Source organism: Acinetobacter sp. YH16052, assembly GCF_013417155.1.
GTDB lineage: Bacteria > Pseudomonadota > Gammaproteobacteria > Pseudomonadales > Moraxellaceae > Acinetobacter.
In genome coordinates this window covers 207,500-222,667 of sequence record NZ_VPEO01000001.1, presented here as the reverse complement: position 1 = coordinate 222,667, position 15,168 = coordinate 207,500, and the positions used below count along the sequence as shown (strand labels likewise).

Sequence of the window (15,168 nt, the reverse complement as noted above, 5' to 3'; positions counted from 1 at the left end):
CCTTAATCTTTTAATCCACGGCGTAAACCTATTAATCCGAGTAAAATCAGTAGCCCACCACCACCCCATGAGCCGCCTGAAGTTTTGACTGCTTTGTCTTCCATTTCATTTTTTGGCTCCTGAACAATTTGAGTAGTAATAGTCAAATAAGGTTTACTTTTATTAAACCGTGTCGATGAGGTCACCACTTGTAGTTCGAAAATATCTGCTCCATGCCAGGTAGAATCCGGGGTATAAACGACATTGCCATGAATATCGATGATTGTTTTACCCTTGGAAGCTGTTTTGGTTTGTACCACTTTCAAACAGCCATCTTGCCAAGGCTCCCCCGTCGGATTCTGACCAACAATGGCATTACACTGTTCTTTTGGAATTAAATCACTATCTCCCAGATAAGATTCAATTGAAAACTTGGCAATTTCACCCTTTAACAGATCTTGTCCCACCAGACTGCCTGAGATTGGTATCGTGATTTCAACAGCACCACGATCACAAAACAGATTATCCATCAAACGGTTGATCCCGCGCTGATCTGCCGCTTCACATGCTACCGTTGGATTTGCTAAACTCAATCCTGTGCCTCTATTCACAATCGGTGATTCACTCACAAGGATATAGTTCAACAAAATTCGTGGGCGCATATAACCGAGAAATTGTCCTTTAGGAACGCTATATGGACAAAGTATGGCATTATTATTTTCTTGTAGGGTCTGACAAATACCTTCACTTTTATCTGAGGATTCAGCAAAAAGTCGTGTACCATTCCAGAACTGGTTCGGCGCGACGGCATCCCCTACACCACACGAGGCTGTCAGCAGATTATTTTGCGACACAGACTTATCACCAGTGATAATTTGGCAATCCTGTGTACCATTTCTTAAAATAATACTATTCGCTACATAAGCTCTTCCATACGGTGCATGGATATTTAAAGCAGTATTTTCATTGTCAACTATGGTGAGATTATTCAATCCCATCCCGTCCAGGACATTAATAAATACACCCTTATTTTTTAGTATCGTACTACTTAATACCTCCCCACTAATACCTTGATCTTTACTGGAGTCAGCAAACTGTCCCGCGCTATAAATATTGGTCGCGGAATTATCCAGTGTCTGATTATTTTTAAGTACACTTTGATAAATGAGGAAAGCAGGTAGCTCGCTATACAGGATCCCGCCTCGTTGGGCTTTATTATTTTCGATCAGACTATTTTTAATTTGTGCACGGCTTGTTAAGTTCTGACCAAACTTGCCAGCATTATAAATTGCCCCACCCAAGTTGGCAGCAGCATTAAATAGACGGTTATATTCTAGAATTAGCTGACCTTTATTATAAATTAGGCCACCTTTTTCAGCACAACTGGTTTTACCACAGCCTTCAAGATCCAGTTCTTTCAAATTTAACTGAACCAATGTATCTGTACTGTTGATCCGGAAAAGGTTATCAGTACCTTTCATTTGAATATGAGCATTATGCAAGCCTAATGCTTTTTCATCCGTACTGAATTCGCCATCACTTTCTGCGACCGCACGGATGGTAAGAGATTTTTTAATCGCGATATGCTGGTTCAACACATAGGTATTTTTTTCTTTTAAAATAATGGTACTGGATGAGTTCTCCCCACCACACCCCATAAAACCTGATTTAGCTAAGCCACGGTTAACATACTCAACAGCTTCTCGAAGTGAACATTCCTTGTCATCTTTTTCAATATCTTCTGTAGTGGTTACAATAATATCTGCACTATACGACTGCCCCGCTATACATAGCAAAGCTATGCCTATGCTCTTCTTGAGCATAACCTTCTCCTTAATTTTTATTTCTTTCTTTTTCTTCTAAAGTTGCAGAATCCTTGCAACAGCGAATTATTTTGCCTTACTGTGTCATAGACTGAGTAATTACTCAAGAATTTTTATATTTTACCGATATTCGTCAATCAAGGCATATATCTGCCGCAGATTAGCATTGCTGACTTTCAATTTTTCCCCTTTAAGCAATTGAATAATCTGCTCTAATCTTTGAAGCAGCACTGAAGTTTGATGTGGCCCATGGCCTAGTAAATAGTCAAAGATTTGAGGGTCTAAATGGATCCCACGACGATCGAGTACCGAGGAAACCAGCGCATAGCGATCAGCATACAAACTGCCACTCGGAACACGGGTACTGACCGCCTGCGTGAGACGGGATTGTAAATCTGGCAATTCGAGTTTGAGTTCGATAGGTGCAAAACGTGACGAAAACACCAACTGCCCACCACCTTCATTATTATAATTAATCAAGTGAAATACTGCGCGTTGCCAATGGGGTACGCCACTAATCGCTTCGATATCATCAAGTGCTACCAGATCAAAACGATCTAGAGAAGTAATCGCCTCAGTCGGTGCATCTAAAAGCTCAAGCAAAGATACCTGAATTGCAGATTTACCTACTTCCAGATAAGAGTCACAGATGGCAGACAACAAATGACTTTTACCTGTACCGGCTCCCCCATAGACATAAAATTGGTTGATCAGGCCTGCATGTAATTGACGGACAGCATCAATGACATGCCCCCAACCCGGCCCTGAAAAATCACTGATTCGGGCATCGAGCTGAGGTTCTATATCTAACTGCAATTGACGCATACGATTTTTTGGCCTTATGAGTCTTTACGATGTGGATCATGAATTTTACTTGAGTTCTCCTCTGCTTGCAGCGGTTTTTTCTGTGGCTTTTTCATTTCAATATCAACATCTAAGTCTGCTGTTTCAATATTGATTGAACCGGTAGATGCATCTTGTATGATAACAGCCCGATCACCATAAAATGGCGTATGTTCATAATACTCACGGATATGCCGCAGCAGTACCACAATCACGGCTGCCACCGGTAAGGCAATCAGCATGCCCAAGAAACCGGCCAGTTGTGCACCTGCCAGAACTGCAAATACTACAGCTACAGGAGAAAGACCAATTTTATCACCTAGCAAGAACGGTTGCAGAATATAGCCTTCGACGGCCTGCCCGACCATAAAGACAATCCCGACCAATACCAGTTGCCACCAGTCGATTCCAAATTGGAAAAAGGTTGCAATGACTGCGGCAATAATTCCAACCGCAAAACCAAGATACGGAATGATACTGCACAATCCGGCAATCATCCCAATGATCAAGCCAATCTCTAGGCCAATCAGTTGCAGTCCCACTGCATAGACTACGCCCAGCAGAACCATGACCAGGAACTGACCTTTGACAAAGGCACCTAACACACTATGACATTCACTCACAATAGTTAAGGTTGTTTTTTCATAAGGACGGGGAATTAGACGGCGTAAGCTGTCTAACATACGATCCCAATCCAGCAAGAAATAAAAGGCAATAATCGGAATCAGGACAATCGTGCCACCAATCTGGATAAAGTTCAGACCAGATTGTGCCAGTTTCAGCAGCATTGCCTGAATACTGTCAGCACTATAATTGGTCTGGACATAGTCCATTACTACTGAGGAAATCTGGTCAGTATCGATCTCCATCGGAACCAGATTAAAGCTATCGGAAAGCCAAGGTAGGAACGTGTAATTGATCCAGTGAATCCCGGCCGGAATGCTATCACGCGCATACATCAGCTGCTGCCAGACTAGTGGCACCAGATACCACATCACCAATGTAACCACGATCCCAATCCCGATAAATACGATACTGATCGAGAGCCATCGAGCCAGCCCAATGCGGTGCAAAACATTAACCAAGGGGCTAAATAAATAAGCAATTAGAAAAGCTGCAACAAAAGGAACTACAACTGGTTTAAGCAGATATAAAACCCAAAGTATCAATGCTATACCAGCAAGTATAAGAATGCGCCGTAAAGTACGATCGACCATAGAATCTTGCCTTTTCTCTATTAATCATTCTAAAAATTAAAATATTTTAATAAAGATAGCATTTTAGGCCACAAATACCATAAGAGTTTTACATATTCAGGTTATAATCGCACCCGCGAATGCGGAGACTTCATTATGAGCAACTCAACTTCTACCCCAAACACTGGTTTAAGCTACAAAGATGCAGGTGTCGACATTGAGGCGGGCGACGCGTTAGTCGATCGTATCAAATCTGTCGCTAAGCGTACCTCACGTCCCGAAGTTATGGGCGGTCTAGGTGGCTTTGGTGCACTTTGTAAAATTCCTAAAGGTTATGAAGAACCTGTTCTCGTATCTGGCACAGATGGTGTTGGTACAAAATTACGTCTGGCACTGAATTTGAACCGTCATGACACAATTGGTCAAGACCTGGTTGCAATGTGCGTGAATGACCTTCTTGTCTGTGGTGCTGAGCCACTGTTCTTCCTTGATTATTATGCAACTGGTCACTTAAATGTTGATGTTGCTGCAAATGTAGTCACTGGTATTGGCGCTGGTTGTGAACTTGCTGGCTGTGCATTAGTTGGCGGTGAAACTGCTGAAATGCCAGGCATGTATGAAGGCGAAGATTACGATCTTGCAGGTTTCTGTGTCGGTGTTGTTGAGCAAAGCAAAATTATTGATGGCTCTAAAGTCAAAGCGGGTGACGTTTTAATTGGTGTAGCTTCTTCAGGTGCGCACTCAAACGGCTACTCACTGCTTCGTAAAATCCTGGACGTGAAAAACGTTGACCTGAATCAGATCGTGGATGGTCGCCCACTTGCAGATGCTGCAATGGAACCAACACGTATTTATGTCAAACCAATTCTTGAACTGTTAAAACACGTTGATGTGCATGCGATGGCACACATCACGGGTGGTGGTTTACCAGGTAACTTGCCGCGCGTACTTCCAAACGGTGCTCAAGCGCTTGTGAATGAATCTTCTTGGGAGTGGCCTGAGCTATTCAAGCTTCTACAACGTGAAGGCGGCGTAGAACAATTTGAAATGTATCGTACTTTCAACTGTGGCGTCGGCATGGTACTTGTTGTTGATGCCGCTGATGCAGACAAAACTGTTGAATTACTCAACCAGCTTGGCGAAAAAGCATGGGCGATGGGTCAGATTCAAGACAATGCTGAATCAGTTGCAGGTGCAGACGAAAAAATTCGTGTGATCTTTGCGTAATTTCGCATGACTAAAATTGCTGTACTTGTTTCGGGTAGTGGATCAAATCTGCAAGCCTTGATGGATGCCAATCTTTCAGGGCAAATTGTGGGCGTAATTTCCAATAAACCTGAAGCCTTTGCTTTATCGCGTGCACAACAGGCAGGCATTCAGACTGCAGTTATTGAACACAAGCAATATCCGAATCGTGAAGCTTTTGATGATGTGATGCATCAACAGCTTTTGGACTGGGATGTGGATCTGGTCGTGCTTGCCGGCTTTATGCGAATTTTAAGTGAAAAATTTGTGAAAGCCTGGGAAGGAAAAATGTTGAATATTCATCCTTCCCTGCTGCCTAATTATAAAGGCATGCATACGCATCAGCGTGTACTCAATACCGGTGATGTTCTGCACGGTTGTACGGTGCATTATGTTACGGCTGAACTGGATGCAGGCCAAGCGCTTGCCCAAGGTGTTCTCAAGGTTTCTCATCATGATACGGTAGAAAGTTTGGCAACACGTGTGCATAGCCTCGAGCATGTGATCTATCCACAAGTCGTAGAATGGATTTGTAGCGGAACGATTCAACATACTAAAGATGGTGTGTTATATCGAAATGAGAAAATGCAAGCGCCTGTTCAATTCTGCAAGTTCTAAAAAAATTTAGATATAAAAAAACGCATCCTCGGATGCGTTTTTTTATTTCCAATATATTCAATAATTCAAGCAGACTGTTGCTGAATCAGCTGTTTGACCAAGCCAGCTACTTGATCAGGTTGTTCCAATGGGAACATATGTCCACCATCCACCACGGTAAAAGGAATACCAAATTTCTTTTGCACTTGCTGCGGGAACTTGCGGGCCAGAAATGGACCTTTCTTAGCCACAACTAAATGCACAGGAATTTTGGGTTTTGCCTGAGGCAACCACCATAGTGACGGATTGGTTCTAAAGACTGCGACCTCATCCATTTTAGGAATAGTGAGTTCTACCCCACCCCGGATGGGATCATCCTGCAAGGCATGGTCAATATAAGCTTGGAAGCAATCTGCATCAAAATCCTGATAAAAACCTTTAGGGCGCAGCAATTCAGCGGCTTGTTCACGTGAATCCCAATGGTCACGACGGCGTTTGGACAGACCGGCCGGAGACATTTTATCCAATGCTTTTAAGCGAAAAGTTTTCGCAATATGCAAGGCAAAGGCTTCTTTGCCCATAATCATCGGCGGGTCCAGCATGATCATTTGTGAAAACAGTTCCGGACGCTGCAAAGCCGCCTGCAGAGTTAACACAGATCCCAAAGAATGCCCCAGACCAATGACAGGTCGCCCATGTGACTGACGTACAATACTGTCAATCACTTGCTGGGTCAGGCTTTTCCAATGGTTATCAACCGGATAACGCTTGTCTGGCCCTAAAAGCGGCACATAGATAACATCGTAATCATCTTGTAATCCATCAAACAGCTTTTGATAGACTTTGGATGGCACGCCATTGGCGTGCGCGAAATGAATCAATGGTTTCATTGCAGTGTCGTGCTATTTTCTGACTGAAGCTTCTGTGCAACCGAAGAAGCAATTCCATCCCCAATCGATGAACCCATACGACCCAACACGGATTCAAATGGACTATATTCAATAGTGTAATTCAACGCTTTTTCAGTTTTCAATTCACGTTTTAAAGTATTTAAACCACCGATACGATCCGCAATCCCTAATTTCACTGCCTGATCACCGGTCCAGAACAAGCCAGAGAAAATGGCAGGATCATTGGATTTCAACTTAGCCCCACGTCCCTGTTTCACTGCATTAATAAAGTGACCATGCACATTATCTAGCACACCCTGTACATGAGCTTTTTGCGCAGGATCAACTGGCTGAGTCATCGACAGCAAAGCTTTATTTTCGCCTGAGGTCATGGTGCGATCTTCGACACCTAATTTTTGCAACAGATTAGTCACGCCATAATTCGGCATGATCACCCCAATTGAACCGACCAGACTCGATGGATTAACAATAATTTCGTCCGCAGCTGAAGCAATATAATAAGCACCTGAAGCACCGGTATCACCGATCACAGCATAAAGCTTTTTACCAGGATGCTGTTTTTTAAGATACTGAATTTCCTGCCAGATTTCATCCGACTGTACCGGTGAACCGCCAGGTGAGTTAATATTCAGCACCACTGCTTTACTTTGTTTATTTTCAAAGGCTTTTTTCAATGATTTGATGGTATTGCTACTGTTGACACTCTGCTTGTCGGCTGCAATCGTACCCACAATATCCACGACTGCAATATGAGAACCCGCACCAGCGCTGGCATCTGACGAGACTGAACTACAGCTCTTGCCCAATGCCAGAATAACCACAAGCAGATAAGCAAAAGTCAGGAATTTAAAGAAAATTCCCCAACGGCGCGCACGGCGCTGCTCCTCGACCGAAGCTAAAACTGCTTTTTCCAGCAGTTTCCATTCCGGGCCAGTCGGTTGAACTGGCTGTTGCGTATTTTGTATTTGATTTTCAGGTTTTGGTGGCCAATCGGACATAAATAATCCAATAAATTGATTTATATTGAATCCATTATATACACTGAATCGGGTAATTCTGTCTAAACAAAACGTTTTCGCCTATAATAAATTTTGTTCTCTTTTTTTGTACTTAGACGAAATCAATGACGAAACAGGGCTCACGGAATTCAGCTTACGGATTACTCAAATACATTAGCCGCCAACCGCTTCCGGTTTCTCGCTGGATGGCCCGTATTCTGGCCTTTATTGTGAACAGTTTTAAAGTCACTAAAACTTCGGAAGTCATTCGTCTGAACCTTGAAATCAGTCTTTCAGAACTGTCCAATCAGGAACGTGAACAGATTAACCGTGCTGCGGTTCGCAATGAATTAATGTCATATTTCGAGTTCTTTACTATTTGGGGCTCAAGCAATCAGAAAAATCTTAAACGCGTTCATCGCGTCATTGGCGAAGATCTACTTCATGATGCCCTTGCACAAAATAAAGGACTGGTTTTAATTGTGCCGCATTTTGGTACCTGGGAAATTATGAATGCCTATATTGCCCAGTTCACTTCAATGACCATTATGTACAAACCGGTGAAAAATCAGGCTGCAGATCAATTTGTACGGGCTGCCCGTAGCCGGGAACAGGCGCATCTGGTACCGACTGATGAATCGGGCGTCCGTCAGATTTTTAAGGCCTTAAAACAAGGCGGCACTACGGTCATCCTGCCGGATCATACCCCGAATATCGGTGGTGAATATATTCCCTATTTCGGCGTGCCTTTGGCCACGAGTAATTTGAGTGCTAAACTGATTCAAAAGACCAAAGCGCGTGCCCTGTTTTTATATGCCTTGCGTAATACTGATGATGGATTCGATATCTTTATCGAAACGGTTGATGAAAAAATTTATAGTGGCAATGCCAATCAAGGCACGCAAGTCATTATCAATAGTATTGAAAATTTAATTCGTCGCCATCCGGAACATTATCACTGGAGTTATAAACGTTTTAATGCGCATCAAGACTTAGGAAATCTCTATAAACTTGAACATGAACAAGCCCTGAACAAAGTAAATGCGTTGAGAACACAAGAACTACATGAAGTTTCGCCCATATTGGAATCAGTCACTTAAAGGCTGACGATACAACCACTGCCATCCATGTCGTTCGGCAGAAAGCACCAGTTTTGAGCCTTGTTGCTGGAAGTGCACACTCCCCTGTTCTGCCGTGGTCAATAATGGAATATTAAGAGCTTTTAACCGTTGCTGCGTCAGTTGGCTCGGGTGGCCATAACGGTTAAATTTCCCAGCCGAGGCAATCGCCAGTTTAGGCTGCAAAACTTCTAAAAATTGATAGGCTGAACTGTGCTGACTGCCATGATGGCCGAGTACCAGCACATCGACCTGAAGTTCGGGATAGTCTTGGAGCAGCTGATATTCAGTTTCCCAACCCGCATCCCCCATCAGTAAAAAGTTTTGATACGGTCCGGCATTTTTAACTTGCAGATATATCACACAAGAGCGGTCGTTTTTATTGAAGTTTGGCGTATTTAACTGCTGCTGCCGAGGTGCCAGAATTTTAAAGTTAATCGTCTCAGACCATTGCCACTGCTGTCCTGCATAACAAAACTGAAAACTTGAAGAAGCAGCTGTTTCAGGCATCTGATTGGATGACACTTGTCGGATGTTTAGTTGATCTTTAATGCTGTGATATGCACCGCTATGGTCCTGATCCAGATGGGTCAAAATCAGTTGATCCAGTTCTCCAACACCTTGCACAGACAAAAATGGCATAATCACTTGCCGACCAATACTGAATTTTTCTTCATTATAATAACCGCCCATATCGATCATCATGCTCTTTTGCCCTTCCCGAATGAAGATGGCCTGTCCCTGCCCGACATCCAGAACAGACAGCTGAAATGCATGCTGATTAAGTTGAGGAATGCACAGTGGTAAACAGGCAAGTGCTGTCCAGCTTTTGGGCACTAAGCCACGCGGCAAAAAGACAATTAATAAGCCCAAAATACATAGAGCAATCATCCAGACATTCATGGCCACAGGAATCAGTTGCGGTGCAAACAGCCGATCAAGCAGATTCAAAAATGCCAGCAGTATATGAATAAAAATATCATTGAGCTGAAACAGCAGACTCGAAAGTGGTTCAGAAATGAAAAATAATAAAGCCGCCAGAATATCTACGGGAACTATCAGCAGGCCAATCCACGGGATAGCCACCAGGTTGCTTAGCGGGGTAATCCAAGCCACCTGCTTAAAAAACAACATCATTAAGGGAAACAGGGCCAGAAAGATTTTCCACTGCGACTCCATCAAAACTTTTATTGCAAAATACAGTCGTTGTAATGCTGTTTGTACTGTTTGATGCGGTTGCTGCTGAATGGTTTGATAGATCCGAAGCAAGACAAAACAGGCCCCATAAGACAGCCAGAATGCGGCCGACAAAATGCTAAAAGGATCAAAGAGCAACAATAAGGCAGCACTTAAAATCAGCAGTTTTAATGGCTGCATACTTTGCCTGAGCAGCAGCGTAAAAGTCACAATCACACAAATCAGTAAAGTGCGTAACGCCGGAATTTCAAAACCGACAAAGGCACAATACAGCAATACACATAACAAAAAAGGCAGACTCAAAAAATACTGCCTTGGCCATTTCAGATAAATCTGCGGTACGTACCTTGAAATCAGATATTGCAAGGTGCCACAGACGATAAAAGCAAAGATCAGCACATGCGGTCCGGAAATCGCCAGTAAATGACTCATGCCAAAACGCTGGAATTTCTGCTCAGTTGCTTGATCCAAAAAACTTTCATCACCGCTTAATAAAGCCAGTAACAAGCCTTTCTGCTGTACCGGCTGTCTGGCCACAAACTCTCTTAAAGCCAGTCGCTGTTGCTCTACCCAAAGCAAAAATCGCTGATCCAACTTTTGTTGCTGGCGTAGATATTTGCCATGACCTAGTGCATAGAGTTGTTGCGGTTGCAACTCCTGAATGCTTTTGATCCGGAAACCGGTCATAACATTTTGCTGCAATGCCCACTTTTCTGCATCAAAAGCACCCGGTGTGGCATAACTATGGTTAGGTCTAATCTGGCCTTGTAATAAATAATAGTGTTCCAGTTCAAGAGTCTGCTGTTTGGTTTCATCATTTACTAAACTGGATGTGACAGGATCTGAAACTGGCAGAAAACCCATCCATTTGACTGTAGTGCCATCAGGGTTAAGCACATGCAGGGCTTGCTGGATATTCTGATCGCCCAGTTTATTCAGCTCTTTGATATAGACCACGATTTCTTTTTCAGAGACCTCGTGCTCTCGTTTGGATAAACGTTCAGCCAATTGCAGATTGGCATAAGCATGACCTAAAAATAGTCCCAAAAGCAGGCTTGATCCAGTGATCAACAAGCTTCGCAGTGGTGTATTCAAGATGAGCTTTAATTTATGGCAACACAGATACCACAACAGCGCAACGATCAAAACTGCCGTTCCGCTCAGTTGAACAGACAGGAAACTTTTCCCCATACACGCAAGGCCTAAAATCCAGCCAATACATAGCCACTGCAACATTGAATCTTATTCTGTCTTGTTATTATTTTGCCCAATAATAAAGCCCACCGGAGTGAGCTTCAATCAAATGCGAATATTCTCGTTATTTATGGTTCAATCCAGAGACCATCCTGCATATGTAAAATCCGATCTGCTGCATGGGCTAGCTGTTCATCATGCGTCACAATCAGCATCGCCATATTGAACTCACGTTGCAATTCGGTCAGCAGTTCAAAAATCTTTGCTGCAGTCTTGCGGTCTAGATTTCCGGTCGGTTCATCGGCCATCATCAGTTTAGGTTTACCGACTACTGCGCGCGCCAAGGCTACACGCTGACGTTCACCTCCGGATAATTCACCCGGCTTGTGAGTCAGACGATGCGAAAGACCAACACGTTCCAGTAAATATTCGGCCTGCTGTTTAGCTTCCTTGAATTTCATATTATCGCGTAACATCAGTGGCATGGCCACATTTTCCAGTGCCGTAAATTCTGGCAACAGGTGATGAAACTGATAAACAAAGCCCAAATGCTCATTCCGCACATAACCGCGTTCTGCTTCAGACAAGGTATCAAAACGGCGGCCATTCACCATGACCTGACCTGACGTCGGGCGATCCAATCCACCCAAAACATGTAATAAGGTACTTTTGCCTGAACCACTTGAACCTACAATCGAAACAAACTCACCTGCTTTTACCTGTAGCGACAAGCCGCGAATCACATCGACAGTGGCCTTGCCATCGGTAAAGGATTTGTGAATATTCTGGGCATCTAAAATCAGATTACTCATAACGCAAAGCCTCTGCCGGTTGAATTTTTGCTGCACGTAAAGCCGGATAAATTGTCGCGACAAAACTGAGTGCCAGTGACAAGCCTACAATCACCAAGACATCCTGCCAGCGCAGATACGAAGGTAAGTAGTTAATAAAATAGGCATCAAACATATTCAGGCCTAAAGTATTGTTGAGCCAGCCAATAAAGCTACTGATACTGGTTGCCGCAATAATCCCGAGGATGGCCCCTGCACAAGTTCCAATCACCCCAATCACGGTACCTTGCACCATAAAGATTTTGGTAATGGTGGCAGGTGAAGCCCCCAAAGTCCTTAAAATGGCAATGTCCGATTTTTTATCCGTCACCACCATCACCAGTGAAGACACAATATTAAATGCCGCGACTAGAACGATCAGGAATAAAAGCAGGCTGACCATGGCTTTTTCCATCTGAATCGCGCTGAACAGATTACCATGGGTATAAGTCCAGTCCGAAGCATAGAAATTCCCCGGCAAATCACGCACAATTTCCTGAGACACTTGTGGTGCCAGGAAAATATCATCCAGCTTCATACGCACACCCTGCGCACCATCCGGTAGACGCAGCAAGGTCGAGGCATCATTTAAAGCGATATAACCCATCATCGAGTCAACTTCAGCACCAATACTGAAGATTCCCACCACTTTAAAACGCTTGAAACGCGGGACGACACCAGCTGGTGATGGGGTGGCTTCTGGCAAAACCAGAGTAATATTGTCATTTAAACCCACACCCATGGCATCGGTCATTTGCTTGCCCAAAACAATACCAAATTCACCTTTTTTCAGGCTGTCGATACTGCCCTCAACCATATGGTTTTGTATAATTGAAACTTTTTTCTCATACTCGGGTTCAATCCCGCTGACCATAATGCCGGCGACCTGACCCTGTGCGGTCAGCATGCCTTGTAATTGAGTAAAAGGTGCGACTCCCTGAACATGCTCATGCCCTTCAATTTGCTTTGCAAGTTCTGGCCAATTTGTTAAAATTTGTGTTGAGGAAACAGTCGCTTGAGGTATCATTCCTAAGACACGATTCTTTAACTCTCGGTCAAAACCATTCATCACAGACAACACTGTAATGAGGACTGCCACACCGAGTGTGAGGCCGATCATTGAGACCAACGCAATAAAAGAAATGAAGTGGTTACTACGCCGTGCGCGAGTATATTTCAACCCTATATACAGCGAGATTGGTTTAAACATAACCATCTAGTCCGAGGTAATAAATTATGGAAAATGTACAGCATCCAAACGGATTCACGGAAAGACGCGTTATGTCTCGAATCGATGCTGCCTTACGAATTAATTATCAGATTATTTCCGATGATGTTGCCTTAAATGATCCTTATGACTCTAACTTTGTCTTGCCCCGCTATTTTCTACTACTTGCAGAACTAGATCAATTTGATCACGCGGTTAACTACGAATTAGAACAATTATCTGAAAAAGATCAACAAATTGCTCGAATCTTATCCTTATTCAACCAAAAATTAAACCTTATTACCGGATCTTTGTATGACGCAATTGTACAAAGCATGTTACCTGTACCGGAGCAGGTGAACTTTTCAGAAACCGGTTTTAGCTTCTTTAGTGACCGCCCGATCACGGAAGGCACCTATCTGCACGTGACTTTAAGCCACCCGGAAAATTTCTTCCATATTGCCGCAACCGCTCAGGTTGCTTATAGCCGTGAAGAAGAAAATGGTAAATTCCGGACCGGTGCCTATTTTATTACCATGCATCCACAGGACCGGGTCAAACTGGGTGAATGCGTCAAGGCTCACTTTGCCTAAATTCCTGCTTTAGTCAGTACTGCTGGACGATGAAAGGCGAGCGTTATAGCTCGCTTTAATTTCTCTGGAAAAATATAACAACAAACCAGCCAGTAAGATAATGACACCGAACACGGCCCCACCCGATAATTTTTCATCATTCAGAATCACCCCGACAAATAAGGCCAGCATCGGCGTCAATACGGTGGTCAATGACAAAGTAGTCGCCTTGATTTTTTGCACCAGTTTAAAATAACAGAACATCGCAATCAGGGAAGCCATGATTACAGCATAACTGAGTCCAATCAGCGATTTAGCCTGTGGCATCTGGGTTGGTGCAAATTGCCAGATAAATGGCAACATGGCACAGGCCATGACCGCTGAAACAGCAATAGAACCGGCCGCTTGTGCCATAGGTTCGAGAGGTGCATTAACTTTTTTCACCCAGAACATCGAAACACAGTAAATAAAAACACTGAGCAACATCAGGCCTATGCCAATCGGCTGAATATGCTGATCTTTGCCACCGACACAGATAATGCCCAGACCCAGCAAGGCAATCGCCATACCACCCCACTGCGAAGGATAGAGCTTAAGCTGAAATACAAAACGGCCAATTAAACCGGTAATAATCGGCACCAGTCCGAACATCAGGGCAATAATGCCTGAACTCAGATAATCCGTGGCCAGATAAGTGAAAATCTGTGAGCCGATAAAACTGCATGCGCCAGCCAGGTAACTGTGCATGGATAATTTATCTAAGGGAAAACGGGTTTTAAATAGCCACAACAAGGCAAATGCAAAAGGCAAAGCCAAAAAGAAACGCAATGCCAAAGCCCAGAGCGGATGCAAATCCGTCACACTCCAGACAATAGCTAGCGGTGTCGTCGCCCAGATAAACACCAATAAAATATAGGTGGCGATCATATTGGTTTGTGTGGGCATGCGAATTACTCTGAATAATGCTTAAAGCGCGGAAGTCTTGCGTTTTTGTTTTTGAATGGTTTGATCGAGTGCGCTAGAGAATTCACGTTTATCCCGCTCTGAAATGGGTGGCGGGCCACCAGTTTGCACACCGGCACCGCGCAAGCTGTCCATAAAGTCACGCAGATGCAAACGCGCTTTGACATTGGCTGTGGTATACACCTCACCGCGTGGATGAATCGCAATCCCGCCCTTTTCAATCACTTCTGCCGCCAGGGGAATATCTTGGGTCATGACAATATCATGCTCTTTCATGCGCAGAATAATCTCTTTATCTGCAGCATCCGCCCCACTCATTACCTGAATTGAATTAATTCTGACCGAAGGTGTGATACCAACCGGCTGATTGGCCACAAAAGTCACTTCCAGCTGATAGCGATCCGAGGCACGGATAATCACATCTCTCAGAATACGGGGTAATGCATCGGCATCGACCCAAAGTTTGAATGGCAACACAGGGCTTCCCATTAAGGT

The 15,168-nt window shown here is 43.8% G+C and carries 14 protein-coding genes; 4 read left to right on the top strand and 10 right to left on the bottom strand.

Going from position 1 to position 15,168, the window contains the following annotated elements; all coding sequences use genetic code 11:
- Positions 1 to 2: 2 nt before the first annotated feature.
- From rbtA to cxpE, 3 genes are all read right to left on the bottom strand, one after another.
- Positions 3 to 1,802 (bottom strand): rhombotarget A, encoded by a 1,800-nt coding sequence (rbtA, locus tag FTV42_RS01040; RefSeq protein ID WP_180037146.1) that lies wholly within the window; start codon positions 1,800 to 1,802, stop codon positions 3 to 5.
- Positions 1,803 to 1,922: 120 nt separating this feature from the next.
- Positions 1,923 to 2,627, bottom strand: a complete 705-nt coding sequence (gene hda / locus FTV42_RS01035) for a DnaA regulatory inactivator Hda (RefSeq protein WP_180037145.1) — start codon at positions 2,625 to 2,627, stop codon at positions 1,923 to 1,925.
- A 14-nt stretch (positions 2,628 to 2,641) separates the two neighbouring features.
- Complete coding sequence (gene cxpE, locus FTV42_RS01030) at positions 2,642 to 3,862, bottom strand: chloramphenicol efflux transporter CxpE (RefSeq protein WP_004645686.1); 1,221 nt, start codon at positions 3,860 to 3,862, stop codon at positions 2,642 to 2,644.
- Positions 3,863 to 3,997: 135 nt separating this feature from the next.
- Here cxpE and purM point away from each other — a divergent pair, with 135 nt between their 5' ends.
- Complete coding sequence (gene purM / locus FTV42_RS01025; RefSeq protein ID WP_004645687.1) at positions 3,998 to 5,068, top strand: phosphoribosylformylglycinamidine cyclo-ligase; 1,071 nt, start codon at positions 3,998 to 4,000, stop codon at positions 5,066 to 5,068.
- Between the two features lie 6 nt (positions 5,069 to 5,074).
- Positions 5,075 to 5,704, top strand: coding sequence for a phosphoribosylglycinamide formyltransferase (gene purN, locus FTV42_RS01020; protein ID WP_180037144.1), 630 nt, complete (start codon positions 5,075 to 5,077; stop codon positions 5,702 to 5,704).
- Between the two features lie 65 nt (positions 5,705 to 5,769).
- On the opposite strand, the gene FTV42_RS01015 is transcribed toward purN, so the two are convergent.
- Both FTV42_RS01015 and sppA read right to left on the bottom strand, forming a co-directional pair.
- A complete protein-coding gene (locus FTV42_RS01015) occupies positions 5,770 to 6,573 on the bottom strand; it encodes an alpha/beta fold hydrolase (RefSeq protein WP_180037143.1) in 804 nt (267 codons plus the stop codon).
- On the bottom strand, positions 6,570 to 7,592 hold the full coding sequence (sppA, locus tag FTV42_RS01010) for a signal peptide peptidase SppA (protein ID WP_180037142.1): 1,023 nt from the start codon (positions 7,590 to 7,592) through the stop codon (positions 6,570 to 6,572). The genes FTV42_RS01015 and sppA overlap by 4 nt, the downstream gene beginning before the upstream one ends.
- 125 nt (positions 7,593 to 7,717) lie before the next feature.
- On the opposite strand from sppA, the gene FTV42_RS01005 reads away from it, so the two are divergent.
- Positions 7,718 to 8,692: a lysophospholipid acyltransferase family protein gene (locus tag FTV42_RS01005; protein ID WP_180037141.1), complete on the top strand. Its 975-nt coding sequence runs from the start codon at positions 7,718 to 7,720 to the stop codon at positions 8,690 to 8,692.
- Here FTV42_RS01005 and FTV42_RS01000 read toward each other — a convergent pair.
- From FTV42_RS01000 to FTV42_RS00990, 3 genes are all read right to left on the bottom strand, one after another.
- Positions 8,681 to 11,143 carry a DNA internalization-related competence protein ComEC/Rec2 gene (locus FTV42_RS01000; RefSeq protein ID WP_180037140.1) on the bottom strand — a complete coding sequence of 821 codons (2,463 nt, stop codon included), beginning with the start codon at positions 11,141 to 11,143 and terminating at the stop codon, positions 8,681 to 8,683. The genes FTV42_RS01005 and FTV42_RS01000 overlap by 12 nt on opposite strands.
- An 86-nt stretch (positions 11,144 to 11,229) precedes the next feature.
- Positions 11,230 to 11,913, bottom strand: coding sequence for a lipoprotein-releasing ABC transporter ATP-binding protein LolD (lolD, locus tag FTV42_RS00995; RefSeq protein WP_004645694.1), 684 nt, complete (start codon positions 11,911 to 11,913; stop codon positions 11,230 to 11,232).
- Positions 11,906 to 13,141 carry a lipoprotein-releasing ABC transporter permease subunit gene (locus FTV42_RS00990; protein ID WP_004645695.1) on the bottom strand — a complete coding sequence of 412 codons (1,236 nt, stop codon included), beginning with the start codon at positions 13,139 to 13,141 and terminating at the stop codon, positions 11,906 to 11,908. The genes lolD and FTV42_RS00990 overlap by 8 nt, the downstream gene beginning before the upstream one ends.
- Positions 13,142 to 13,167: 26 nt before the next feature.
- Between FTV42_RS00990 and FTV42_RS00985 the strand changes: the two genes are divergently transcribed.
- Complete coding sequence (locus FTV42_RS00985) at positions 13,168 to 13,731, top strand: PilZ domain-containing protein (RefSeq protein WP_180037139.1); 564 nt, start codon at positions 13,168 to 13,170, stop codon at positions 13,729 to 13,731.
- A gap of 9 nt (positions 13,732 to 13,740) precedes the next feature.
- Here the strand turns inward: FTV42_RS00985 and FTV42_RS00980 are convergent, their stop codons facing one another.
- Positions 13,741 to 14,655, bottom strand: a complete 915-nt coding sequence (locus tag FTV42_RS00980; RefSeq protein WP_180037138.1) for a DMT family transporter — start codon at positions 14,653 to 14,655, stop codon at positions 13,741 to 13,743.
- Between the two features lie 21 nt (positions 14,656 to 14,676).
- A complete protein-coding gene (locus FTV42_RS00975; RefSeq protein WP_005103873.1) occupies positions 14,677 to 15,162 on the bottom strand; it encodes a YaiI/YqxD family protein in 486 nt (161 codons plus the stop codon).
- Positions 15,163 to 15,168 lie beyond the last annotated feature (6 nt).

Coding starts and splice junctions, on each gene's coding strand:
- FTV42_RS00980 (WP_180037138.1), bottom strand. CDS start 14,655: ATGCCCACACAAACCAATATGATCGCCACCTATATTTTATTGGTGTTT.
- FTV42_RS00975 (WP_005103873.1), bottom strand. CDS start 15,162: ATGGGAAGCCCTGTGTTGCCATTCAAACTTTGGGTCGATGCCGATGCA.
- FTV42_RS00985 (WP_180037139.1), top strand. CDS start 13,168: ATGGAAAATGTACAGCATCCAAACGGATTCACGGAAAGACGCGTTATG.
- FTV42_RS01005 (WP_180037141.1), top strand. CDS start 7,718: ATGACGAAACAGGGCTCACGGAATTCAGCTTACGGATTACTCAAATAC.
- FTV42_RS01015 (WP_180037143.1), bottom strand. CDS start 6,573: ATGAAACCATTGATTCATTTCGCGCACGCCAATGGCGTGCCATCCAAA.
- sppA (WP_180037142.1), bottom strand. CDS start 7,592: ATGTCCGATTGGCCACCAAAACCTGAAAATCAAATACAAAATACGCAA.
- purN (WP_180037144.1), top strand. CDS start 5,075: ATGACTAAAATTGCTGTACTTGTTTCGGGTAGTGGATCAAATCTGCAA.
- hda (WP_180037145.1), bottom strand. CDS start 2,627: ATGCGTCAATTGCAGTTAGATATAGAACCTCAGCTCGATGCCCGAATC.
- FTV42_RS01000 (WP_180037140.1), bottom strand. CDS start 11,143: ATGTTGCAGTGGCTATGTATTGGCTGGATTTTAGGCCTTGCGTGTATG.
- FTV42_RS00990 (WP_004645695.1), bottom strand. CDS start 13,141: ATGTTTAAACCAATCTCGCTGTATATAGGGTTGAAATATACTCGCGCA.
- purM (WP_004645687.1), top strand. CDS start 3,998: ATGAGCAACTCAACTTCTACCCCAAACACTGGTTTAAGCTACAAAGAT.
- lolD (WP_004645694.1), bottom strand. CDS start 11,913: ATGAGTAATCTGATTTTAGATGCCCAGAATATTCACAAATCCTTTACC.
- rbtA (WP_180037146.1), bottom strand. CDS start 1,802: ATGCTCAAGAAGAGCATAGGCATAGCTTTGCTATGTATAGCGGGGCAG.
- cxpE (WP_004645686.1), bottom strand. CDS start 3,862: ATGGTCGATCGTACTTTACGGCGCATTCTTATACTTGCTGGTATAGCA.